Source organism: Pseudomonas sp. CP-1 (genome assembly GCF_021213715.1).
GTDB classification, from domain to species: domain Bacteria; phylum Pseudomonadota; class Gammaproteobacteria; order Pseudomonadales; family Pseudomonadaceae; genus Pseudomonas; species Pseudomonas aeruginosa.
Map to the genome: position 1 here is coordinate 203,431 of NZ_JAJQKY010000002.1, position 21,560 is coordinate 224,990.

Here is a 21,560-nt window from a genome sequence, read left to right on the forward strand (position 1 = left end):
CGCCTGGCTCCCTTTTTTCCCTTCCGTGCCGGTCAGGCCGCCTTGGCCTCGGCCTGGGTCACCGCGCGGTTCAGCGCGCTGAACAGGGCGCGGAAGCTGGCGGTGGTGATGTTCTCGTCGATGCCGATGCCGTGCAGCGGGCGCTGGCCCTCCAGGCGGATCTCGATATAGGCCGCGGCCTTGGCATTGGCGCCGGCGCCGATGGCGTGCTCATGGTAGTCCATGATTTCCGCCTTGACCGGCAGGGCGGCCACCAAGGCTTCCAGCGGTCCCTTGCCGATCCCGCGCCAGTGTTGCTTCTCGCCGTCGAAGGAGACTTCCAGGTCGACGGCGCTGGTGCCGTTCTCTTCCTGCAGGCGATGGCTGGCGAGGACGTAGGGCGAGGTCGCCTTGAGGTATTCGTTTTCCAGCAGCGAGTAGATCTGTTGTGCGGTCATTTCCAGGCCGAGACGGTCGGTCTCGCCTTGCACTACCTGGCTGAACTCGATCTGCATGCGCCGCGGCAGGCTGATGCCGTACTCCTGTTCGAGCAGGAAGGTGATGCCGCCCTTGCCGGACTGGCTGTTGACCCGGATCACCGCTTCGTAGTCGCGGCCGATGTCGGCCGGATCGATCGGCAGGTACGGCACTTCCCAGATCGCGTCTTCCTTCTGCTGGGCGAAGCCCTTGCGAATGGCATCCTGGTGCGAGCCGGAGAAAGCGGTATGGACCAGGTCGCCGACATATGGATGGCGCGGGTGGACCGGCAACTGGTTGCACTCTTCGACCACCTTGCGCACCGCGTCGATGTCGGAGAAGTCCAGTTGCGGATGCAGGCCCTGGGTGTACATGTTCAAGGCCAGGGTCACCAGGTCGACGTTGCCGGTGCGCTCGCCGTTGCCGAACAGGCAACCTTCGACGCGGTCGGCGCCGGCCATCAGGCCCAGCTCGGTGGCGGCCACGCCGGTGCCGCGATCGTTGTGGGTGTGCAGGCTGATGATCACGCTGTCACGCTTGTCGACGTGGCGGCCGAACCATTCGATCTGGTCGGCGTAGACGTTCGGCGTGGCGCACTCCACGGTGGCCGGCAGGTTGAGGATGATCTTGTTGTCCGGGGTCGGTTGCCAGACGTCGATCACCGCGTTGCAGACCTCCACCGAGAACTCCAGCTCGGTAGAGCTGAAGATTTCCGGCGAGTACTGGAACGACCACTGGGTATCCGGTTGCTCGGCGGCCAGCTTCTTGATCAGTTTCGCGGCGTTGGTGGCGATGTCCACGACGCCCTGCTTGTCCTGATTGAAGACGATGCGGCGGAACGACGGGGCGGTGGCGTTGTAGACGTGGACGATGGCCTTCTTCGCCCCGCGCAGGGATTCGAAGGTGCGGGTGATCAGGTCTTCGCGGGCCTGGGTCAGCACCTGGATGGTGACGTCGTCCGGGATGTGGTTGCCTTCGATCAACTCGCGGACGAAGTTGAAGTCGGTATCGGAAGCCGACGGGAAGGCCACTTCGATCTGCTTCAGGCCGACCTGCACCAGGGTCTTGAAGAACCGCATCTTCTTCGCCGCGTCCATCGGTTCGATCAGCGACTGGTTGCCGTCGCGCAGGTCGGAACTGCACCAGATCGGCACCTCGGTGATGGTCTTCGACGGCCAGGTGCGGTCGGGCAGATTGATGGCCGGGAATGGGCGGTATTTCTGCGAAGGGTCTTTCAACATGCTCATGGGGCTAATCCTTTGGAGTCGGTTCCTGGGCCGGCGGGGCCAGGCGAACGCAGTGACGAGATGAAGAGAAGCGTCGCTCAGCCACGCAGTCGCGGGCTGACCAGGCACAGGCAGGCGTGTTGGCGGAGCAGGATGAGGGTGTGTGGTGTTTTCATGCGTACCACACTAGTGAGACTGCATTTGAATGGCAAGCATTAAAGGAAAATTAGTAGAATTTCCCATTTGTTCGGCTTTTGTGGGTTTTTATTCTTTCTCTGCGGTGAAAGCTTGTCCTCGATTGCGCCGCCGGCACGCTCTCCGCAACGGAAAATTCTGCGGCCCCATGCCGCAGAAGAGCCAGCCGCCCTTGTGCGATCATTTCGTTCCCCGTGCCTGGGGCGTATAACGACAGGCGCATTCTTCTTTTCGGCATGACCCGGCGCGAGCGGCCATCCGGCCCGCTACGCGGTGGTCTTCATTCAAGACGGCGGGAGTCGCAGGTGGCGACCACTCTGAAACGACAAGGCATCGGTGCATGGCTGGCTCTGTTCGCCATGCTGATGATCTTCGTCGGGCCGCTGATCTCCCAGTCGATGCCGATGGACCACCCGATGCCGATGGGCGTGGGGATGGGCCACGAAGGCATGTCCCACGAGAACATGGACCATGGCGACATGGCCCATGCCGGCTGTTCCGATGCCCAGCGCTCCGTCGTCCATGCCGGCATGCCGGGGATGGGCGGCGAGGAAGGCAATCGCCTGGCCAGCGACGTGCTCTGGGAGAAGTGCGGTTATTGCAGCCTGTTGTTCCACAGCCCGCCGCTCACCGAAGACGCCTGCCTGGCGCTGTTCTCCGTTCCCTTCGCGACGGCGCCCGCCGTCGCTTTCCTGAACGAGGCGTTCGTCGCCTCGCCGGTGTTTCCCGGCGCCCGTACCCGTGCGCCGCCGTTCCTGATCGCCTGACCTCTTTCAATCCGATAGCCGCCGCTTCCTGGGGGCACCGGCGCGTCTTCGCCGCGCCGGTGACGCGAGCCTGCTCGCCGTGGGGGCGGGGCGGAAGTCACATAGATCATGGAAAAACGTATGTCTACTCAACAACGAGCGGCCGGCAACGCCTGCCCGACCGCCGCTTTCAGCTTCGACCCTGCCCGTCTCGCACAACGCCGCCGCTGGGCGGGAGCCTTCGCCGCACTGTGCGGCCTGGCCCTGTCTCCGTCGGCGCTCCTGGCCGAGGAGCACTCCCAGCACCAGGATCACGCCGTGGAGCTGGCGCCGAGCGTGGTCACCGGAGTCGCCCAGAGTTCGCCGCTGACCATCGTCACCAATCCCAAGGAGCCGCGCCAACCGGTACCGGCCAGCGATGGGGCCGACTACCTGAAGACCATTCCCGGCTTCGCGGTGATCCGCAACGGCGGCAGCAACGGCGACCCGGTGCTGCGCGGGATGTTCGGTTCGCGCCTGAACATCCTCACCAACGGCGGCATGATGCTCGGTGCCTGTCCGAACCGGATGGACGCGCCGACCTCCTACATCTCGCCGGAAACCTACGACAAGCTCACCGTGATCAAGGGCCCGCAGACGGTGCTCTGGGGGCCGGGCGCGTCGGCCGGGACGATCCTCTTCGAGCGTGAGCCGGAGCGCTTCGGCGAACTCGGCTCGCGGGTCAACGCCAGCCTGCTGGCCGGCTCCAATGGCCGCTTCGACAAGGTGCTGGACGCCGCCGCCGGCAACCGGCTCGGCTACCTGCGCTTCACCGGCAACCACGCGCAGTCCGATGATTACGAGGACGGCGCCGGGAATACCGTGCCGTCGCGCTGGAAGAAGTGGAACGGCGACGTCGCGGTCGGCTGGACCCCCGACGAGGACACCCTGATCGAACTCACCGCCGGCAAGGGCGACGGCGAGGCACGCTACGCCGGGCGCGGCATGGACGGCTCGCAGTTCAAGCGCGAGAGCCTGGGCCTGCGCTTCGTCAAATCGAACGTCAGCGATGTGCTGGAGAAGGTCGAGGCACAGGTCTACTACAACTACGCCGACCACATCATGGACAACTTCCGCCTGCGCACTCCCGACCCGTCCAGCATGATGCCCATGCCGATGGCGTCCCAGGTGGACCGACGCACCCTCGGCGGTCGCCTGGCGGCCACCTGGCGCTGGGACGACTTCAAGCTGGTCACCGGGGTCGACGCCATGCGCAACGAGCACCGCGCGCGCGGCTCCAAGTACGACATGATGACCGACTACTACACCGACGCCGACCAGTTCCCCTGGAGCAAGGACGCGGTGTTCCACAACTACGGGGCCTTCGGCGAACTGACCTGGTTCGCCGCCGAGCGCGACCGGCTGATCGGCGGGTTGCGCCTGGACCGCGCCTCGGTCAAGGACTACCGGCAGACCCTGAAGTCCGGGCACATGGGCCACGCCATGGCCAACCCGACGGCCAACGACACCCGCGCCGATACCTTGCCCAGCGGCTTCGTGCGCTACGAGCATGACCTTGCCGACTCGCCGACCACCCTCTACGCCGGCCTTGGCCATGCCGAGCGCTTCCCCGACTACTGGGAGCTGTTCTCGCCCAAGCGCGGGCCGAACGGGTCGGTCAACGCCTTCGACAAGATCAAGCCGGAAAAGACCACCCAGCTCGACTTCGGCCTCCAGTACAACGGCGACAAGCTGCAGGCCTGGGCCTCCGGCTACGTCGGGGTGGTCCAGGACTTCATTCTGTTCAGCTATCGCGAGGGCATGATGGGCTCCTCGACCCAGGCGACCAACGTCGACGCGCGGATCATGGGCGGCGAGCTGGGCGCTTCCTACCAGCTCACCGGCAACTGGAAGACCGACGCCAGCCTGGCCTATGCCTGGGGCAAGAACAGCTCGGACGACCGCGCGCTGCCGCAGATCCCGCCGCTGGAAGCGCGCTTCGGCCTGACCTACGAGGAAGGCGACTGGAGTGCCGGCAGCCTGTGGCGGGTGGTCGCGCCGCAGAATCGCATCGCCAGGGACCAGGGCAACGTGGTCGGCAAGGACTTCGACAAGAGCGCCGGCTTCGGCGTCTTCTCGCTCAACGGCGCCTACCGGGTGACTCGCAACGTCAAGCTGAGCGCCGGTGTCGATAACCTGTTCGACAAGGATTACACCGAGCACCTGAACAAGGCCGGCGACGCCGGCTTCGGTTTCTCCGCCAACGAAACGGTTCCCGAGCCGGGCCGGACCTTCTGGACCAAGGTCGACTTCAGCTTCTGAACCTTCAACGAGGCCCCGTCCAGCGGGGCCCGCCTTGCCTACGTGCGCTCCGATGAGGTGATCCATGCAATCGAACGAAAAGAACGGCCGTGACTTCTATGCGCTGGCCTGGCGCTGGCATTTCTACGCCGGGCTGTTCGTCGCGCCCTTCATGATCCTGCTGGCGCTGACCGGAATCGTCTACCTGTTCAAGCCGCAACTGGATGCGCTGCTCTATCCGCAACTGCTGCGGGTCGAGGCCGGTGCGCAGATGCGCAGCGCCGACCAGTTGCTCGCCGGGGTGCGCCAGGCGCACCCGCAGGCCGCCGTCAGCCAGTACCTGCCGCCGAGCGAGGCGGGGCGCAGCGCGCAATTCGTGATTGGCGAAGAGGGCAGGCAATGGAACCTCTTCGTCGATCCCTACAGCGGACGCGAACTCGGCCGCCAGGATGCGCAGCTGAATCTCCAGGCGGTGGCCCGGGCACTGCATGGCGAGCTGATGGTCGGGACCGTCGGCGACCGGCTGATCGAGCTGGCCGCCGGCTGGGGCATCGTCCTGGTGGTCTCCGGTCTCTACCTGTGGTGGCCGCGCGGGCGGGCGGCGAGCGCGCTGTTCTGGCCGCGCCTGCACCTGCGCGGACGACCGCTGTGGCGCGATTTACATGTGGTCGCCGGGTTCTGGGGCAGCCTGCTGTTGCTGTTCATGCTGCTCAGCGGGATGACCTGGACCGGCTACTGGGGCAAGCAGTTCGCCGATGTCTGGAACCGCTTCCCGGCGGCGATGTGGAACGATGTGCCGACCTCCGACATGCAGGCCGGTAGCCTCAACAGCGCGTCGCGCCAGCAGGTGCCCTGGCCGCTGGAGAACACTCCGCTGCCGCGCTCGCAGCCGCCGGCGGCCGACGCCCATGCCGAGCATCGCGGGCATTCCGCCCAGGCCGGGCACGCGATGCCGATGGACATGCCGATGCCGGCGGGCATCCCTCTGCAAAGGGTGGTGGATATCGCTCGCGAGCGCGGCGTGGCGGCGGGCTACGGGATCGCCCTGCCGAGCGGGATGGAGGGGGTCTACACGATTTCCGTGTTCCCCGACGATCCGCGCCACGACGCCACCCTGCACATCGACCAGTACAGCGGCAAGGTTCTCGCCGACGTGCGTTGGCAGGACTACAACGCGGTGGCGAGGAGCGTGCAGATGGGCGTCGTGCTGCACGAAGGCAAGCTCTTCGGCCTGGGCAATCAGTTGCTGATGCTCGCGGTCTGCCTGGCGATCCTGCTCAGCTCGGCGAGCGGCCTGTGGATCTGGTGGAAGCGCAAGCCGGCCGGACGCCTTGGCGTGCCGCCGCTGCGCCACGAGCTGCCGCGCTGGAAGACCGGCATCGCCATCATGCTGGCGCTGAGCGTGGCCTTCCCGTTGGTGGGGGCCTCGCTCCTGCTGGTCTGGGTGCTGGACTGGCTGGTGCTGTCGCGGCTGCCGGCGGTTCGCCGGGTCCTGGCCTGAGACCTGCTGCCCGGCGCTCAGTCGAGGTCGAGCTGGCGGGTCTTCCAGAGTGCCGCCAGCAACAGCACGCAGAGCAGCGCCTCGGCGCCGAGCCAGAGGAAGGTGGTTAGCGCCGGCGAGGCGTCGATCAGCACACCGTAGAGACGCGCCGCGCCGCCGCTGGCGATCACCGCCAGGGCGGCGAGCAGGCCGAGCACCAAGTAGCGGGGGCGCAGGGCGGCATAGCCGAGCAGCAGGCCGATGCCGAAGCTGGTGCCGCCGTAGCTGGCGCGCAGGTCGGTGAGGGCGGCGGGGGTGAGCGGTTCGCCGCTGGTGAGCAGGGAGGCGAGCGGGCCGGGGAAGAAGACGAAGCCCAGGCCGAGGACCACGAACAGTGCCGAGCACAGCCAGAGCAGGCGAAGCGGGTGAGTCATGCGGTGTCTCCCTTGGTCATGAAAGGGGCGCATCGACGCGCCCCCTGTTCCTTCTGACCTCAGCCGGCGCCGCGTTGCTCACTTCTCAGGGCTGGAAGGCACCGATGAAGATCGCCGGGTCGACTCGCGCGTCGTTCAGGCTGACGTTCCAGTGCATGTGCGGTCCGGTGGCCCTGCCGGTGGCGCCGACCTTGCCGAGTACGCCGCCGCGCGGCACCTGCTGGCCGAGCTTCACGTCGATCTTCGACAGGTGGCAGAACATGCTGATGAAGCCCTGGCCATGGTCGACGAACACCGTCTTGCCATTGAAGAAGTAGTCGCCGATGAGGATCACCTTGCCGGCCGCCGGCGCCTTGATCGGCGTACCGGCCGGTACCGCGAAGTCTAGACCGGAATGCGGGTTGCGCTCTTCGCCGTTGAAGAAGCGGCGCAGGCCGAAGGGGCTGGAGAGCGGACCGTCGACCGGCTTGTCGAGCATCAGGTTGCTGGGCAGGCCGGGACTGAAGCGGCGGTAGGCGGCGGTCTGCTCGGCGAGTTCGCGCTCGATGCGCTTGAGGTCTTCCGGCAGCGGATTGACCTGGCGCTTGTTCTTCAGGGTGATGCGCTGCTCGCGGTAGTGCTTGCTGCCGACGCTGAAGCGTTCCTCGTGGTTGCCGGTCGCCGCTCGCACTTCCAGCTTCTGCGGGCCGGGCTTGGTGCTCAGCGGGATGCCGACCACGGCGATCCAGCGGCGGCCTTCCTCGCGCACCACCAGCACCGGCTTGCCCTGGTAGAAGGCCCGCGGCGGCGGGCCTTCCTCGCCGAGGTCGACCACCGCCACCCCGCCGGGCACCGGCTTGTTCAGCAGGCGCATGATGAAGCTGTCGGCCTGGGCGGGCAGGGCGCAGAAAGCGGCGAGCAACAGCGTGGAAACGAAGGCTAGGGTGCGGGGCATCGGCTTCTCGACTCGTCGGGCGTCAAAGCCGTCTATGCTGGCGGAAGAGCGCGGCGGGGGAAAGCCCGCAAGGGTTGCAAACGTTTTCACCTGCGGCACTCTGTCGCGCCCGGCGTTTTTACTTTTGCCCCGCGCTCAGGCATAAAGGGCCCATTCTCCGGAGAACCGACGATGCCCCTGTCACGGCGCCCCGTGGCCTGGCTGGCCAGCCTGGCCGTGCTGATGAACCTGTTCGTGGTGCCGCTTTCGCAGGCGCTGACGACGCAGGAGCGCGCCTCGTTGCTGCTCGGCGGCTTCTGCAGCACCTCGTCCGATTCGCTGCTGCGCCTGAAGCTGAGCGCCGCGCTCAAGGACATCGATCTTCCCGACGACCACGAAAGCCTGGCCCCGCACCTCTGCTGCTGCGCCGGCGCCGCCGGCACGCCCGGACTGGTCGCCTCCTGGCTGGCATTGCCGCTGGCGCCGCTGGCCAGCCCGGCCCGTAACGCTTTCTCCGCCACCGACCTGCCTCCCCTGCGTTATTGGCGCCTCGCCAATCCGCGCGCCTCTCCTGTCGCCTGACTCCTCCCCCGCGCCTTCGACAACCTGGACCTTCGGGTCGGGGCAGGTCGCGGCGCAATACCCTAGCTTCCCCCATGGAATCGCCGGTCCGACGGAAAAAGACCGGTCATACGCTACTGGAGAGTCACCATGCGCACATCCTTCTTCGCTGCCGCGGCCCTGCTGGCCGTTTCCGCTTTCGCCCAGGCCCACGAGTACAGCGCCGGCCAACTGCACATCGAGCATCCCTGGGCGCTGGCCCTGCCGTCGACCTCGCCGAACGGCGCGGCCTACTTCGTGGTGCAGAACCACGGCAAGGAAAACGACACCCTGCTTGGCGCCGACACGCCGCGCGCGGCTTCCGCCGAGGTGCACGAGCATGTGCACAAGAACGGCATGATGAGCATGCAGAAAGTCGACAGCGTCGACGTCGCACCAGGCAAGGACCTGCGCTTCGCTCCCGGCGGCTACCACCTGATGCTGATGGGCCTGAAGCAGCCACTGGTGGCCGGCGAGCGCTTCCCGCTGACGCTGCATTTCCGCAAGGCCGGCGACGTGCCGGTGGAAATCGTCGTCGAGTCCAAGGCGCCGGCCGAACAGGGCGGGCACGAGCAGCACGGCCACTGAGCGCCGTGTCGAGCAGGGGCGCCCGGCGCCCCGCCTTTGCGTGCGAGGTTCAGAGCATGAACAGCAACAGATATCCCTTGCCGGCGCAGACCGGCCTGGTGGTGGCTCCCAGCCTGCCGCCGAAGAACTCCACCCTGCGTCCGGACCAGCTCAACAAGCGCCTGAGCAGCGCCTGGCACCATCTCTACGACCTTTGCCCGGAACTGCTGAAGATCGATCCGCCGGATGGCCTGACCATCCTCCGCGGTTTCCTGCAATGGGCGGCCGAGCAGAAGGCCGCCTGGAACTGGGCGATGCACCTGCGCCTGTACTGCTGGCTGTTGCAGTCGCCGTTCGGCGCCAAGGTGACCGACGAGCATCTGGAGGTGCTGATGGACGCCTCCGCCGCGCGTTGGACGGTGGACGACACCAGCGCCAACCGCGGCATCCTCCTGGCCAGCCAGGGCGGTGCGCACATCACCCAGGACTGGAAGGCGCCGCAGGCCGGCGCCGGCACGCGCGTGCCGCTGGAGCGCCTGGACCTGCCGGCGCCGAACTGGACATTCGCCTATTGCGCGGTGCCTGACCCGCGGCTGCGCGAGTTTCCGGGCTGGAAGCCGTTGCCGGCGCGCGGCTCGCTGGTCGGTTGAGCGCTCGCCGCCCCGCGTACGGGGCGGCGCCGTTTCAGCGGTTGGCCAGGGCCCGCTGGTTGGAGTCGTAGATGTTGTCGCGTTCCGGAACGTGCCGGCCGGCGAGGCTTTCCAGCCATTCTTCGGTGCTGAGCACGGCGGCGAAGGAGGACTGCAGGACGATGCCGAAGATCCGGTGGATCTCTTCCGCGCTGGCCTGGCCGGCGCGGTTGCGGTAGGGCACCGAGCCGCTGGCGTCGTGCAGGTATTCCACCTGCCAGCCTTCGTGGATCGCCTGGCGGATGGTCGAGTCGTCGCAGTGCTGGGTCATGTAGCCGACCACGGCGAGGGTGTCGATGTCGCGTTCGCGCAGCCAGTCGGCCAGCCCGGTGCCGACGAAGGAACTGGCCAGTTGCTTTTCCACCTTGTGCTGGTAGGGCCGCGAGGCGACCACCTCGTGCAGCTCGGCCTGCCGGCTGCCGCGCGCGAACAACGGCGAGTCCGCCGGCGCCAGGTGCTGCACCACGACGATCGGGATGCCCGCCGCGTGGGCGGCATCCATGGCGGCGCCGATACGTTCCAGCGACGATTGGATGGCGGGAAATTCGATACGCAGGTTGCCGCTGACGTATTCGTTCTGTACGTCGATGACCAGCAAGGCGCGTTTGGGTTGACGTGCGGACATGGCGTTTCCTCCTGAGTGGGTGAGGCGGATTCTGGTCCCGGCGCGGCGTAGCGAGTGAGTGGCCTGAGAGACAACTTTCGCTAGAATCGGGCCAACCCGCTCATACCCACCGAGGTGCGCATGTCCCGCCAGTCCGTGGCCGTGGTGGCCTTCGACCGCATCAGTCCGTTCCACCTGTCGGTGCCCTGCCTGGTGTTCGGCCAGGAGTGCTACGACCCCTGCGCGCAGGCCTTCGACCTGCGTGTCTGCGCCGCCGAGCCGGGCCGGCTGCGAACCACGGTGGGGTTCACCATCGAGGCCGAGGCCGGGCTGGAAGCGCTGGCCGAGGCGCAGACCGTGATCGTGCCGAGCTGGCGCGATCCACACGAGCGTCCGCCACAAGCGCTGCTGGATGCGTTGATCGCGGCCCGTGCACGCGGTGCGCAACTGGTGGGCTTGTGCCTGGGGGCCTTCGTGCTGGCCGAGGCTGGGTTGCTCGACGGTCGCCGCGCCACCACCCACTGGATGTGGGCGGAGGATTTCGCTGGGCGCTTCCCTGCGGTGCGGGTGGAGCCCGACGTGCTGTACATCGAGGACGACGGCCTGCTGACCTCGGCAGGCACCGTCGCCGGCATCGACTGCTGCCTGCACCTGGTGCGCCAGCGGCTCGGCGCGCAGACTACCAATCACCTGGCCCGGCGCCTGGTGGTGGCGCCGCATCGGCAGGGCGGCCAGGCCCAGTTCATCGAGCAGCCGCTGCCGGACAGCGCCCAGGACGGCCGTCTCGGCGAGCTGCTGGTGTGGCTGCGGCAGAACCTCGACCAGGCGCACAGCCTGGACAGCCTGGCACAGCGGGTGCTGATGAGCCGGCGGACCTTCACCCGGCATTTCCGCCAGCTCACCGGCACCACCGTCAGCCAGTGGCTGCAGGCCGAACGCCTGGCCCTGGCCCAGCGCCTGCTGGAAACCACCGAGCATTCGGTGCAGGCGATCGCCGGGCTGGCCGGCTTCGGTTCGGCGGTGTCGTTGCGCCAGCAGTTCTCCGCCGCGTTCGGCCTGCCGCCGCTGGGCTACCGGCGCGCCTTCGCCTCCTAGTCCGCTGGAGAGCGCTTCTGCAACTGCTGGCGCCAGAGCGCGTCCATCGCCTGCAACTGCACCGGGCCGAACAGCGCCTGCGTCGCGCCGGTGTGCCAGGCCCAGAGCTGGTCGCCGAAATCGTAGTGCCACCATTCGCTGGGCAGGTTGCTGAAACCGGCGTCGAGCATCGCGTGATAGAGCAGGCGACGATGATCGCGGACGCGTCGCTGGCGCGCGTCGGGCTCCGCCAGGCGTTCGAAGTAGGCGGTGTAGGAGGCCGGCACGGCTTCGTCGAAGGCGCTGCCCATGTCCAGCCAGCGGCCCTGGGCGTCGCACAGGGTGACGTCCACCGCGCCGCCGGTGAGATGCGGGCTGGGCGCCTCGCGGCTGCTGCTCGGCGGCGAGACGAACTGGCGGGTGAGCCGTTCCAGCTCGGCTTCGCCGGCCCGTGGGTAGTGCGCGGCCAGGGCGCTGGACAGGCTGTCGTAGAGATACTGCTGCACGGCGAACGGCCGCCAGGCGTCCAGCACCACCAGGCGCACGCCGCCGGGGAGGGCGGCGGCGACCCGCAGGAGACGCTCGAAGACCTCGCCGCGAGCGTGGCACTCCGGGATCGCGTGAGGAATGCCGAGCTTGTGGTAGGCCGGCCAGACGCTGAAGTCACGGCTCAGCCCGAGCGCCTCCAGCGGCGTGCCGGCATCGACGATGGGGATGCCGGCCACGGCGTGCCAGTCGGGCTCCGGGAGAACGGGGATGGCTTGGGTGAAGTCGGTCATGGTGTCAATTGAGCAGGCGTGGCAGCCACAGGGTCAGGGAGGGGAACAGGATCAGCAGCGAGAGTACCCCCAGGGCCAGCAGGATGAACGGCCAGATACCCTTGAACATTTCCAGGATATCGAGGCGGCTGATGGTCGCCACGATGAACAGGCAGGCGCCCATTGGCGGGGTGATCAGGGCGATGGTGATGTTCAGGGTGAAGATCAGCCCCAGGTGCACCGGATCCACGCCGGCGGCCAGCGCCACCGGAGCGACTATCGGCGTCAGCAGCATCAGTACCGAGACTTCTTCCATGAGCATGCCGCAGACGAAGATCACCGCGCTGATGATGAACAGCATCAGGGTCGGCGAGTGGCCGAACGGCTCCAGCAACTGGGCGAACTCGCTGGCGACCTGGGCGTAGTTGAGCAACCAGTTGACCACCGAAGCGGCGGCGATGATCACGTAGATGCTGGCGGTCAGGCGTACCGTCTCGCGTAGCGAGTTCCACAGCCCGACCAGGCTCAGTTGGCGCTGGAGCAGGCCGACCAGCGCCACGTAGAGGGCGATCAGGGCGCCCGACTCGGTGGGCGTGACCAGGCCCAGGACGATTCCGGCGACGATGATCACCGGCGCGATCAGCGCGGTCAGGGCGCCGGACAGCGCCGCCAGGATCTCGCCCCAGGCCGGTGCCGCATGGCGCGCCTGCAGCCCGTTGCGGTAGGCGTACACCGCGTTCAGCAGCATGAAGGCGGCGGCCAGCAGCAGGCCGGGAATCACCCCGGCGAGGAACAGCTCGCCCACCGAGGTGTTGGTCAGCGAGGAGTAGAGGATCATGAAGATGCTCGGCGGGATGATCGGACCGATCAGCGAGCTGCCCGCGGTCAGCCCGGCGGCGAAGCGCCGCGAGTAGCCTTCCTTTTCCATGGCCGGCACCAGCAGGGTGCTGAGTGCCGAAGCGTCGGCCGCGGCGGACCCGTTGACCCCGGCGAAGAACACCCCGGCGACCACGTTGACGTGGCCGAGGCCGCCGCGGAAGTGGCCGACCAGGGCGTTGGCCAGGCGCATCAGGCGCGGGGTCATGCCGGAATGGTTCATCAGGTTGCCGGCCAGCACGAACAGCGGGATCGCCATCAGCGAGAAGATGTCCATGCCGCCGAAGAAGCGCTGCGGCAGGGTGTTGGCGAACAGCGCCGGGTCGACGAAGAGGAACCCCACCAGCGCGGTGAGCAGCAGGCAGAGGAACAGCGGCAGGCCGAGCAGGAGGTTGACCACGAAGGCTGCGATCATGGCGATGGCCATCATGCCTGCGACCCTCCCTCGACGGTGGTGCTGGCCGGCTGCCGCGGCCAGGGGCCCTGGAGCAACAGCATGAGGGTCAGCAGGCCGAAGCCGAGCGGCAGGCTGAGCAACGGCCAGGTGCGGCTGACGCCTAGGCCGAGGCTGCGGAAGCGCCCGGCGTTCAGCGCGTAGCGGGTGCTGACCCAGGCGGCGAAGGCGAAGAAGGCCAGCGCCAGCAGCCACTGGTAGAGCCTGAGGACCTGCGCCAGGCGCGGCGGCAGGCGTTGTTCCAGCAGGTTGACGCGCATGTGCCCGCCTTCCATCCATACCGCGCCGAGCGCCAGCATTACTGCGCCGATGATGAGGTAGCGGGCCAGTTCGTCCATCCAGATCGGCGAGCTGCCGAGCAGGTAGCGGGCGAACACGCCGTAGATGAGAAGGACCAGGTCGAGCAGCAACAGCAGCGTGGCGAGGTTCAGCAACGCGGCGCGCATGCCCTTGAGCAATGACGGCATGGGAGGTACTCCGGAAGTCGGACAGGCGCGCCCGACCGACGGCAGCGGCCGTCGGGGGGCAACGCGCGAAGGTCAGGGGGCGGTGGCGAGACCGGCGTCGCGGAAGGCCATCTCGGTCCAGCGCGGCTCGATGTCCTGGGTCTTCAGCCAGGCCAGGTAGGACGGCTGGCCTTTCTCGCGGAAGGCGGCGAGGTCATCGGCGGACGGCTGGATGATCTGCATGCCCTTTTCCTTGAGGAACGCCAGGTCGTGCTCCTGCTGGGCGGCGACCGCCTCGCGGTTCAGCCGGGTGGCTTCGGCTGCGGCGTCGAGCAGGGCCTGGCGCGCCTTCGCCGGGAGGCTGGCGAGCAGATCGCCGTTGGCCACCAGGAACTGGTCGGAGTATTGGATGTTGGCCAGGGTCAGGTACTTCTGCACCTGGTAGAGGCTGCCGAGGATGATGTAGGAGGTCGGGTTCATCTGGCCGTCGGCGACGCCGGTGCGCAGGCCCATGTACAACTCGGTCCAGGGGATCGGCGTGCCGGAGGCGCCGAAGGCTTCGTAGAGCGCCACCTGGCTGGGATCCATGGCGCGGAAGCGCAGGCCCTGGAAGTCCGCCGGGCCGTGGATCGGCTTCTTGCCGTTGGTGAAGTTGAGGAAGCCGCCTTCCTCGACCACCGCCAGCAGCTCGGTGCCGGTGCGCTCGCGGAAGGCCTCGCGGGCGGCCTTCCAGTAGCTGCCGCTATCGAAGAAGGCATGGGCCGCGGCGGCGTCCTTGAACATGAAGGGCGTGGCGCTGACGTAGATCTCCGGGAACAGCGGGGCGATCCCGGCGAACGAGGCGATGTTCAGGCCGGGGCCGGTCATCACCTGTTCCATGCGCTGCTCCTCTTCGCCGAGCATGCTGTTGGGGTAGAGCTTGAACTGCAGCTCGCCGCCGCTCTTTTCCTCGGCCAGGCGCTTGAGGTTGCTGGCGAACAGGTGCACCAGGTTCTTCTCGCTGTCGGCGGCGCCGTTATAGCTCAGGTTGAGGGTGGTGGCGGCCTGGGCGAGGCTGCCGCCCAGGCCCAGGGCGGCGGCCAGCAGTCCGGCGGCGAAGCGGCGGGCGAGGCCGCGGCGCGGATTCGTGTGCATGTTGTTTTCCTTATGGCAGTCCGAACGGTCGAGGGATCGGCGGCACTTCTTGTCGGGGCGCGGGGCCGGGTGCTCGCACGAAAGCGAAGCAACGCTAGCCGTTGTCTCGTTGACTATTCAAGTCCGGACGTGATGCGAAAAAGACAACGCCTCAGCGCTGCGAGAGCCCGGGCGCGTCGCCACTGAAGAAGCGCATGCCACGGCGCAGGTGTTCCAGGCAGGCGATCGCCGCCACGGTCAGCTCGCGGCCCTTGTGGCTGACGATCCGCGCGCGGGCGTCGCGCAGCGCCGGGTGGGCCAGCGGCAGGCAACGGATATGCCCGGCCTCGATCTCGTGGCTGACCGTCAACTCCGGCATGAAGGCCACGCCGATGCCGGACTTGACGAAATTGGTCAGCACCGCCACCGAGTTGGTGCGCAGCTTCGGCCTTAGCTCGATGCGCTCCAGTTGGGCGGCGATCACCGCCAGTTGGCCCATGCCGGTGCTGTTGTGGATCAACGCCAGCGACTCGTTGCGCAGCGCGCGCATCGGCACCGCGCCGCGGTGTCCGGCGAGGGCATGGTTGGCGGGGATGATCAGGTCGAGGGGCTGGCGGGTGTCGACGTGCACGTCCAGTTCGCCGTCCTCGACCGGGGCGTAGACCAGGGCCAGGTCGACGGCGTCTTCCTTGACCAGTGCCACGCCTTCGTTGGCCCCGGCCATGCGGACCTCCAGCTCGATGCCGGGGTAGCGCAGGATGAAACTCTGCAATGGCTGGGAGATCAGGTCGGCGATGAAGCCCTCTCCGACCGCCAGGCGCACCTTGCCCTGGCGCAGCCCCTGCAGGGCCGACAGACGCGACAGCACGCCCTCTTCGTTGGCCCGTTGCTGGCGGTAGTGCGCCACCAGCAGCTCGCCGGCCTCGGTAGGCGCCACGCCTTGCGGGGTGCGTTGCAGGAGGCGCACGCCGAGATGTTCCTCCAGGCTGGTGAGCTGCCGGCTGATGGCCGAGGGGTCGATGTTCAGGTGCTGGGCGGCGCGGCGAAGAGAACCGTGGTGGATCACCTCGTTGAGGTAGGCCAGGGCGCGCTGGCTGAGGCGGATCATCGCGGCTCAGTCCAGCAGCGACAGGGTCACCGGCGTCCGGTGGTTGTCCTCGACCCGCACCTCCAGTTCGCCTTCCGCCAGGCGCGCCTTCAGGCGCTGTCCCGGCTGGGTCTGGCCGGCATCGCGGATCGCCCGGCCACGCTCGTCGAGGAGGATGCTGTAGCCGCGGCCCAGGGTCGCCAGCGGGCTGACCACGTTGAGCGTCTGCGCCAGTCCTTCGAGGCGCTGACGACGATCCTTCAGTACCTCGCGGGCGGCGCGCGGCAGGCGCGCGGCGAGGCTGTCGAGCTTCTGCCGGAGCAGCGCCAGGGTGCGGCCCGGATGCTGTGCGGCGAGACGCGTCTCCAGGCGGACCAGGCGTTCGTGGCGGACCGCCAGCTGGCGCTCGAAGGCACGGCGCAGGCGCATGTCCAGGTCGTCCAGGCGCTGCGCCTGCTGGCGCAGGCGTTCGCCGGGATGGCGCAGGCGGCGGGCGACGCCTTCCAGGCGCAGACGTTCGCGCAGCAACTGGTCGCGCATGCGCAGCACCAGGCGCCGGCGCAGGCCGTCGAGACGCTGCTGCAGGTCGCCGGCGTTGGGCGCCAGCAGTTCGGCGGCGGCCGAAGGCGTCGGCGCGCGCACGTCGGCGACGAAGTCGCTGATCGATACGTCGGTCTCGTGGCCGACCGCGCTGACGATCGGCGTGGTGCAGGCCGCCACGGCGCGCGCCACCGCTTCTTCGTTGAAGCACCAGAGGTCTTCCAGGGAACCGCCGCCCCGGGCCAGGATCAGCGCGTCGAAGCCTTGCCGGTCGGCCAGTTGCAGCGCGCGGACGATCTGCGCGACGGCCTCGCGGCCCTGCACTGCGGTGGGCACCAGGGTCAGCTCGACCTGCGGTGCGCGGCGGCGAAACACGCTGATGATGTCGCGGATCACCGCCCCGCTGGGCGAACTGACGATACCGATGCGGCGCGGATGGGCGGGCAGCGGACGCTTGCGTTCGCTGGCGAACAGGCCTTCGCCAGCGAGTTTTTCCTTCAATGCCTCGAAGGCCAGGCGCAGGGCGCCGTCGCCGGCCGGCTCGACGGTATCGGCGATCAACTGGTAGTCGCCGCGTCCCTCGAACAGCGAGATCTTCCCGCGCACCTTTACCGCCAGCCCGTCGCGCAAGGCCTGGCGTACGCGCAGGGCGTTCTGCCGGAACAGCGCGCAGCGGATCTGCGCGTTGCTGTCCTTGAGGGTGAAGTAGACATGGCCGGAGGCCGGCCGGGCGAGGTTGGACAGCTCGCCCTCGACCCAGACCTGCGGGAACACGTCTTCCAGCAGCAGGCGGGCGCGCTGGTTCAGTTGGCTGACGGTCAGCACCTCGCGATCGAGGCCGAGCCGTTGGAAGGGATCGTTACGCATGGGCGGCATGATAAGGCGGCGCACCGGGATGTGCGATCAATCCTTGGCTTCGTTCGGCAGATTCTCCAGGAAATATTCGACGAAGCCTTCCACCAGGGGGCTATCGTCGCGTCGCCAGGCCAGCGCCACCTCGCTGTATGCCTCGGCCTCGGCCAGAGACATGAAGCGCACGGCGGGCGGTGCGATGGCGCGCATCGAGGCGGGCACCAGGGCGGCGCCGAAGCCGGCCTCGATCAGTTGCAACTGGCTGGTCTTGCGCGACAGCGCGCGCGCCGGGCGTGGGTAGAAACCGGCGCCGAGGCAGAGTTCGGCGGCGCGATAGCTGAGGCCGCCGCGTTGCAGGTGGGGAATGGAGACGAAGGTTTCTCCGGCCAGGGCGGCCAGGGCCACGGGGGCTTCACGGCGGGCCAGCGGATGGTCGGCGGCGAGAGCCAGGAGCAACGGCTCGCGGTACAGGGCGCGCAGGTGCAGCCGGGGATGCTGGCGCAGCACCGGCAGGCGCAGCAGGCCAAGGTCCAGGCGTCCTTCGGCGAGATCGGCGAGTTGCTGCTCGGAGGATTGCTGGGTCAGTTCCAGGCGGACGCCGCTCTGCGCCGCGAGGTAGCCGCGCAGCGCCGCTTGCAGGCCGCCCACCAGCGGCACCGAGCTGGAGTGCCCCAGGCGCAGCAGGCCATGGCCGCCTTCACCGACCTCGCGAGCCAGGCGCCGGGCGGCCTCCAGGTCGCCGAGCAGGCGCTGCGCGCGTGGCAGGAAGGCGCGACCGGCCGGCGTCAGCTCGACCCGGCGCGGACCGCGGCGGAGCAGTGGGGTGCCGATGCTGTCCTCCAGTTCGCGCACCTGCCGGCTGAGCGCCGACTGGGCGACGAACAGGCGTTCGGCGGCACGGCTGAAGCCGCCGGACTCGACGATTTCGACGAAGTAATGGAGTTGCCGCAAAGAGATCATCGGAAGATTCCCCATGCCTTTTCGAGATGGCTACAGGGCTCGGATTGTATTGGCTGGCGCGCCGTTGCGCTCGCTAGAGTGCGCAGGTCGTCGTTCCGGGAGTCGCCATGTCCTCGCTCGATCCGTCAGTCCTGTTCGCCGCCCTGCCGTTCAGCCTATGGCAATGGCTGCTGGTCGAACTGGCCATCGTCCTCGCCTATGTGGTGTTCGGCATCGCCGGCTTCGGCACCGCGCTGGTCGCCGGCCCGCTGCTGGCCGGGGTGCTGCCGCTGTCGCAGATCATTCCGCTGCTGGTCCTGCTGGATTTCAGCGCGTCGTTCGGCAACTGGCTGCCGGCGCGGCGGCAGATCGCCGTCACTGAGCTCAAGCGTCTGCTGCCCTGCATGTTGCTGGGCTGTGCGCTCGGGGCGTACGGACTTCTGGCGCTACGCGCGGAGCGGCTGATGCTGGCCCTCGGCGTGTTCGTCAGTCTCTATGCGCTCTACGCGCTGTTCCTCCAGCCACGCGGCCAGCCGCGCTGGCGGGCGACCTGGGCGTTGCCGTTCGGTGTCTTCGGCGGGCTGTTCGGCGCGTTGTTCGGCAGCGGCGGCTTCCTCTATTCGCTGTACCTGAACGGACGCCTGGCGAGCAAAGAGCAGATGCGCGCCACCCAGAGCGCGTTGATCGGCTGTAGCACCTTCGTCCGCCTGGGGCTGTTCCTGCTCGCCGGGCTGTATGCCGCGCGCGAGCCCTGGCTGCTCGCCGCCTGCCTGCTGCCGGGCATGGCGCTGGGCCTGTGGATCGGCCGTCGGGTGACCCTGCGTCTGTCGCGTGAAGCCTTCGTCCGCCTGGTCACCTGGCTGGTGCTGTGCAGCGGCCTGGCGCTGGTCGGGCGCTACCTGGCCGCTTGAAGCGGCTGCGCCGGGCACAGGCCGAACTGTGCGGCCAGCTCTTCGAGGCGCTGGCGCTGGAAGTCGCGGAACGCCGCGTTGGGCTGCTGCAACTCGATGAAGTCGCGCAGCGGGTCGCGCACCGCGCTGCGCACGCCGCTGAGTTCTTCGATCACAGCCAAGCCGCAGAACGGCACGTAGGCTTCCGAGTAGCCGCCTTCGTGGACCACCACCAGGCGTCCGCCGGCATGCCGCTCGGCCGCGTCGCGGACCATCGCGGTCATCGCCCGGAAGCTGTCGCTGTGCAGTTGCATGCGTGCCAGCGGGTCCACCGCGTTGGCGTCGAAGCCACTGGCGACCACGATCAATTGCGGGCGGAAGCGCTCCAGCGCTGGCAACACGATGCGTTGCATGGCCTGCATGTAGGCGTCGTGACCGCCGCCGGGAAGCAGCGGCACGTTGAGGTTGAAGCCACGACCTCGATCCTCGCCGATGTCTTCCGCGCCGCTGTAGCCAGGCGGGAAGCAACCGTCCTGATGCAGGGAAATGCTCAACACGTCGTCGCGCCGGTAGTAGATCGCCTGGGTGCCGTTACCGTGGTGCACGTCCCAGTCCAGCACCGCGACCCGCTCGACGCCGTGGCGCGCCTTGGCCGCCTCGATGGCCACGGCGATGTTGGCGAAGAAACAGAATCCCATCGCCTGGTCCGGCAGGCAGTGGTGACCTGGCGGCCGCGACAGCGAGTAGGCGTTGTCCGCCTCGCCGGCGAGCACCGCGTCCAGCGCGGCGATGGCCAGGCCGGCGGAGAGCCGGGCGATCTCGTAGCTGCCCGGGCCGATCGGCGCGTCCTGGCCGAGGCTGCCGCCGCCGGCGTCGCTCAACGCCTTGAAGCGTTCCAGATAGTGCGCCGGATGCACGCGCAGCAGGTCCTCGTCGCTCGCCGGCGGTGCGCTGCGCAGTTGCAGGCGGGCGGTCAGGCCGGACACGTCGAGCAGGCTTTTCAGCCGGCGCTTGGTTTCCGGTGATTCGGCGTGTCCGGCGGCGGCAGGCGGTTGCACCCAGCCGCCGACCGGCAGGGTCAGCGCGTGCGGGCCGGCGGCGTGCCAGAGGCAGAGTTCGTCGAAGAAGAAAGCGGTACGTCGGGTCATGGCGGGTATCCGTGGTTCGGGAAAGGGTTTCAGCGTGGCCGGCAGGCCAGGGCCAGCAGCAGCGAGAGGCCGGCCAGGCCGGCGGCGATCGGCAGTAGCGGGAGGAAACCGCCGCTGCCTTCGATGAGTCGTCCGGCCAGCGCCGGGCCGATGGCCAGCCCGCCGCCGATGACCAGGTTGGAGGCGTTCATCAGGCGGCCGGAGCGGTCCAGGTCGGCGAGGCAGGCGAGGATGAACGGCAGGGCGAAGGTCCAGGTGAACTTGAACAGCAGCGCGGCCAGGGCGAAGCGCGCCAGCGGTGGCTGGCCGATCAGCAGGAGGATCGCCGCGGCCATCGCCAGGTAGCCGCCGAGCAGCATCAGGTCGCGCGGCAGGCGGTTGCCGATGAAGGAGGCGCAGGCCGCCCCGGCGATGCCCATCAGGGTGGCGACGGCGAGTACCTCGCCGCTGGCGCCGGCACCGATCCCCGCGCCTTCGGCGATGGCGCCGATGAAGGTCCAGACGCCGCTGAGGCTGATATAGAAGGTGAGCACGGCGAGGATACCCAGCCCGACCCGCAGTCGCGAGTGAACCGCGCCGGTACTGGCGCGGGCTTCCGCTGGCGGGCTGCCACTGGGGAAGGCCCGCGACAACGGTAGGGCGAGGCCCATCAGGCCGGCCAGCAACAGGTAGCAGGCGGCCAGGCCGAAGCGTTCGAACAGCGCCGGCAGCAGTGCCAGGCCGACGGCGCCGACCACCAGTTGGCCCATCACCCAGAGCCCGTAGACCCGGCTCGGGGTGGCGGTGCTGGCGGCGCTGGACAGGCAGAGGATCATCAGCGAGCCGCCGGCGAGGGCGCTGCAGAAACGCAGGGCGAGCAGCAGCGGGTAGCTGCCGGCCAGCGCCGAGGCCAGGTTGGCGGCGATGAACAGCAGGCCGGCGAGCAGCGCCGCGTGGCGCCAATCGACGCGTTTCAGCCAATGGAAGGCCGGCAGCGTCGCCAGGCTCATGGCGCCTAGCTCCACCGAAAACAGGTCGCCGACCCGCGCCGGGCTCAGTTGCCACTGGGCCGCCAGTTGCGCGGCGACGGCGGGGGCGGTCATCAGGATGGTCGGGGTGATCGCGGCGAACACCACGATGGCCGCGAGCAGCGCGAGGTTGCCGGACGCCGGAGAGGCGCTGGCGAGAGTCTTGTCGGAAGCGCTCATGGCTGC

The 21,560-nt window shown here is 68.4% G+C and carries 21 protein-coding genes; 8 read left to right on the forward strand and 13 right to left on the reverse strand.

Going from position 1 to position 21,560, the window contains the following annotated elements; all coding sequences use genetic code 11:
- Positions 1-32: 32 nt before the first annotated feature.
- Positions 33-1,703: a 2-isopropylmalate synthase gene (gene leuA, locus LT948_RS04835; protein ID WP_003092766.1), complete on the reverse strand. Its 1,671-nt coding sequence runs from the start codon at positions 1,701-1,703 to the stop codon at positions 33-35.
- Positions 1,704-2,182: 479 nt separating this feature from the next.
- On the opposite strand from leuA, the gene LT948_RS04840 reads away from it, so the two are divergent.
- From LT948_RS04840 to LT948_RS04850, 3 genes are all read left to right on the forward strand, one after another.
- Entirely contained in the window at positions 2,183-2,644 is a 462-nt protein-coding gene (locus tag LT948_RS04840) for a DUF2946 domain-containing protein (RefSeq protein ID WP_003092760.1), read from the forward strand.
- A gap of 108 nt (positions 2,645-2,752) precedes the next feature.
- Positions 2,753-4,924 carry a TonB-dependent copper receptor gene (locus LT948_RS04845; protein WP_003119294.1) on the forward strand — a complete coding sequence of 724 codons (2,172 nt, stop codon included), beginning with the start codon at positions 2,753-2,755 and terminating at the stop codon, positions 4,922-4,924.
- Positions 4,925-4,988: 64 nt separating this feature from the next.
- Entirely contained in the window at positions 4,989-6,404 is a 1,416-nt protein-coding gene (locus LT948_RS04850; RefSeq protein WP_033995005.1) for a PepSY-associated TM helix domain-containing protein, read from the forward strand.
- Between the two features lie 17 nt (positions 6,405-6,421).
- Here the strand turns inward: LT948_RS04850 and LT948_RS04855 are convergent, their stop codons facing one another.
- Both LT948_RS04855 and LT948_RS04860 read right to left on the reverse strand, forming a co-directional pair.
- A complete protein-coding gene (locus LT948_RS04855) occupies positions 6,422-6,817 on the reverse strand; it encodes a DUF4345 domain-containing protein (RefSeq protein ID WP_003092748.1) in 396 nt (131 codons plus the stop codon).
- An 85-nt stretch (positions 6,818-6,902) separates the two neighbouring features.
- Positions 6,903-7,751 carry a M23 family metallopeptidase gene (locus LT948_RS04860; RefSeq protein ID WP_003092745.1) on the reverse strand — a complete coding sequence of 283 codons (849 nt, stop codon included), beginning with the start codon at positions 7,749-7,751 and terminating at the stop codon, positions 6,903-6,905.
- Between the two features lie 171 nt (positions 7,752-7,922).
- Here LT948_RS04860 and LT948_RS04865 point away from each other — a divergent pair, with 171 nt between their 5' ends.
- The 3 genes from LT948_RS04865 (at position 7,923) to LT948_RS04875 (ending at position 9,547) form a co-directional block, all read left to right on the forward strand.
- Positions 7,923-8,312, forward strand: coding sequence for a DUF2946 family protein (locus tag LT948_RS04865; RefSeq protein ID WP_033995003.1), 390 nt, complete (start codon positions 7,923-7,925; stop codon positions 8,310-8,312).
- A gap of 129 nt (positions 8,313-8,441) precedes the next feature.
- Positions 8,442-8,918 carry a copper chaperone PCu(A)C gene (locus tag LT948_RS04870; RefSeq protein WP_103119312.1) on the forward strand — a complete coding sequence of 159 codons (477 nt, stop codon included), beginning with the start codon at positions 8,442-8,444 and terminating at the stop codon, positions 8,916-8,918.
- A gap of 56 nt (positions 8,919-8,974) precedes the next feature.
- Complete coding sequence (locus LT948_RS04875) at positions 8,975-9,547, forward strand: putative natural product biosynthesis protein (protein WP_003122107.1); 573 nt, start codon at positions 8,975-8,977, stop codon at positions 9,545-9,547.
- A 34-nt stretch (positions 9,548-9,581) separates the two neighbouring features.
- On the opposite strand, the gene LT948_RS04880 is transcribed toward LT948_RS04875, so the two are convergent.
- Positions 9,582-10,211 carry a cysteine hydrolase family protein gene (locus LT948_RS04880; RefSeq protein ID WP_003105389.1) on the reverse strand — a complete coding sequence of 210 codons (630 nt, stop codon included), beginning with the start codon at positions 10,209-10,211 and terminating at the stop codon, positions 9,582-9,584.
- Between the two features lie 120 nt (positions 10,212-10,331).
- Between LT948_RS04880 and LT948_RS04885 the strand changes: the two genes are divergently transcribed.
- On the forward strand, positions 10,332-11,285 hold the full coding sequence (locus LT948_RS04885) for a GlxA family transcriptional regulator (protein ID WP_003137870.1): 954 nt from the start codon (positions 10,332-10,334) through the stop codon (positions 11,283-11,285).
- On the opposite strand, the gene LT948_RS04890 is transcribed toward LT948_RS04885, so the two are convergent.
- The 7 genes from LT948_RS04890 to LT948_RS04920 form a co-directional block, all read right to left on the reverse strand.
- Complete coding sequence (locus tag LT948_RS04890; protein ID WP_031635814.1) at positions 11,282-12,043, reverse strand: M15 family metallopeptidase; 762 nt, start codon at positions 12,041-12,043, stop codon at positions 11,282-11,284. The two genes, LT948_RS04885 and LT948_RS04890, sit on opposite strands and share 4 nt — an antisense overlap.
- Positions 12,044-12,047: 4 nt before the next feature.
- Positions 12,048-13,328, reverse strand: coding sequence for a TRAP transporter large permease (locus LT948_RS04895; RefSeq protein WP_003092733.1), 1,281 nt, complete (start codon positions 13,326-13,328; stop codon positions 12,048-12,050).
- Complete coding sequence (locus LT948_RS04900) at positions 13,325-13,819, reverse strand: TRAP transporter small permease (RefSeq protein ID WP_003143145.1); 495 nt, start codon at positions 13,817-13,819, stop codon at positions 13,325-13,327. The genes LT948_RS04895 and LT948_RS04900 overlap by 4 nt, the downstream gene beginning before the upstream one ends.
- A gap of 72 nt (positions 13,820-13,891) precedes the next feature.
- On the reverse strand, positions 13,892-14,932 hold the full coding sequence (locus tag LT948_RS04905) for a TRAP transporter substrate-binding protein (protein WP_003092730.1): 1,041 nt from the start codon (positions 14,930-14,932) through the stop codon (positions 13,892-13,894).
- A gap of 151 nt (positions 14,933-15,083) precedes the next feature.
- Positions 15,084-16,019 carry a LysR family transcriptional regulator gene (locus tag LT948_RS04910; RefSeq protein ID WP_209364548.1) on the reverse strand — a complete coding sequence of 312 codons (936 nt, stop codon included), beginning with the start codon at positions 16,017-16,019 and terminating at the stop codon, positions 15,084-15,086.
- A gap of 6 nt (positions 16,020-16,025) precedes the next feature.
- Positions 16,026-17,405: an exodeoxyribonuclease VII large subunit gene (gene xseA / locus LT948_RS04915; RefSeq protein ID WP_065278369.1), complete on the reverse strand. Its 1,380-nt coding sequence runs from the start codon at positions 17,403-17,405 to the stop codon at positions 16,026-16,028.
- Positions 17,406-17,441: 36 nt separating this feature from the next.
- Entirely contained in the window at positions 17,442-18,350 is a 909-nt protein-coding gene (locus tag LT948_RS04920; protein ID WP_073656942.1) for a LysR family transcriptional regulator, read from the reverse strand.
- Positions 18,351-18,457: 107 nt separating this feature from the next.
- Here LT948_RS04920 and LT948_RS04925 point away from each other — a divergent pair, with 107 nt between their 5' ends.
- Entirely contained in the window at positions 18,458-19,240 is a 783-nt protein-coding gene (locus LT948_RS04925) for a sulfite exporter TauE/SafE family protein (RefSeq protein WP_073656941.1), read from the forward strand.
- Here the strand turns inward: LT948_RS04925 and LT948_RS04930 are convergent.
- Both LT948_RS04930 and LT948_RS04935 read right to left on the reverse strand, forming a co-directional pair.
- Positions 19,225-20,367: a class II histone deacetylase gene (locus tag LT948_RS04930; RefSeq protein WP_003113816.1), complete on the reverse strand. Its 1,143-nt coding sequence runs from the start codon at positions 20,365-20,367 to the stop codon at positions 19,225-19,227. The two genes, LT948_RS04925 and LT948_RS04930, sit on opposite strands and share 16 nt — an antisense overlap.
- Positions 20,368-20,396: 29 nt before the next feature.
- Positions 20,397-21,554 carry an MFS transporter gene (locus LT948_RS04935; RefSeq protein WP_003092718.1) on the reverse strand — a complete coding sequence of 386 codons (1,158 nt, stop codon included), beginning with the start codon at positions 21,552-21,554 and terminating at the stop codon, positions 20,397-20,399.
- Positions 21,555-21,560 lie beyond the last annotated feature (6 nt).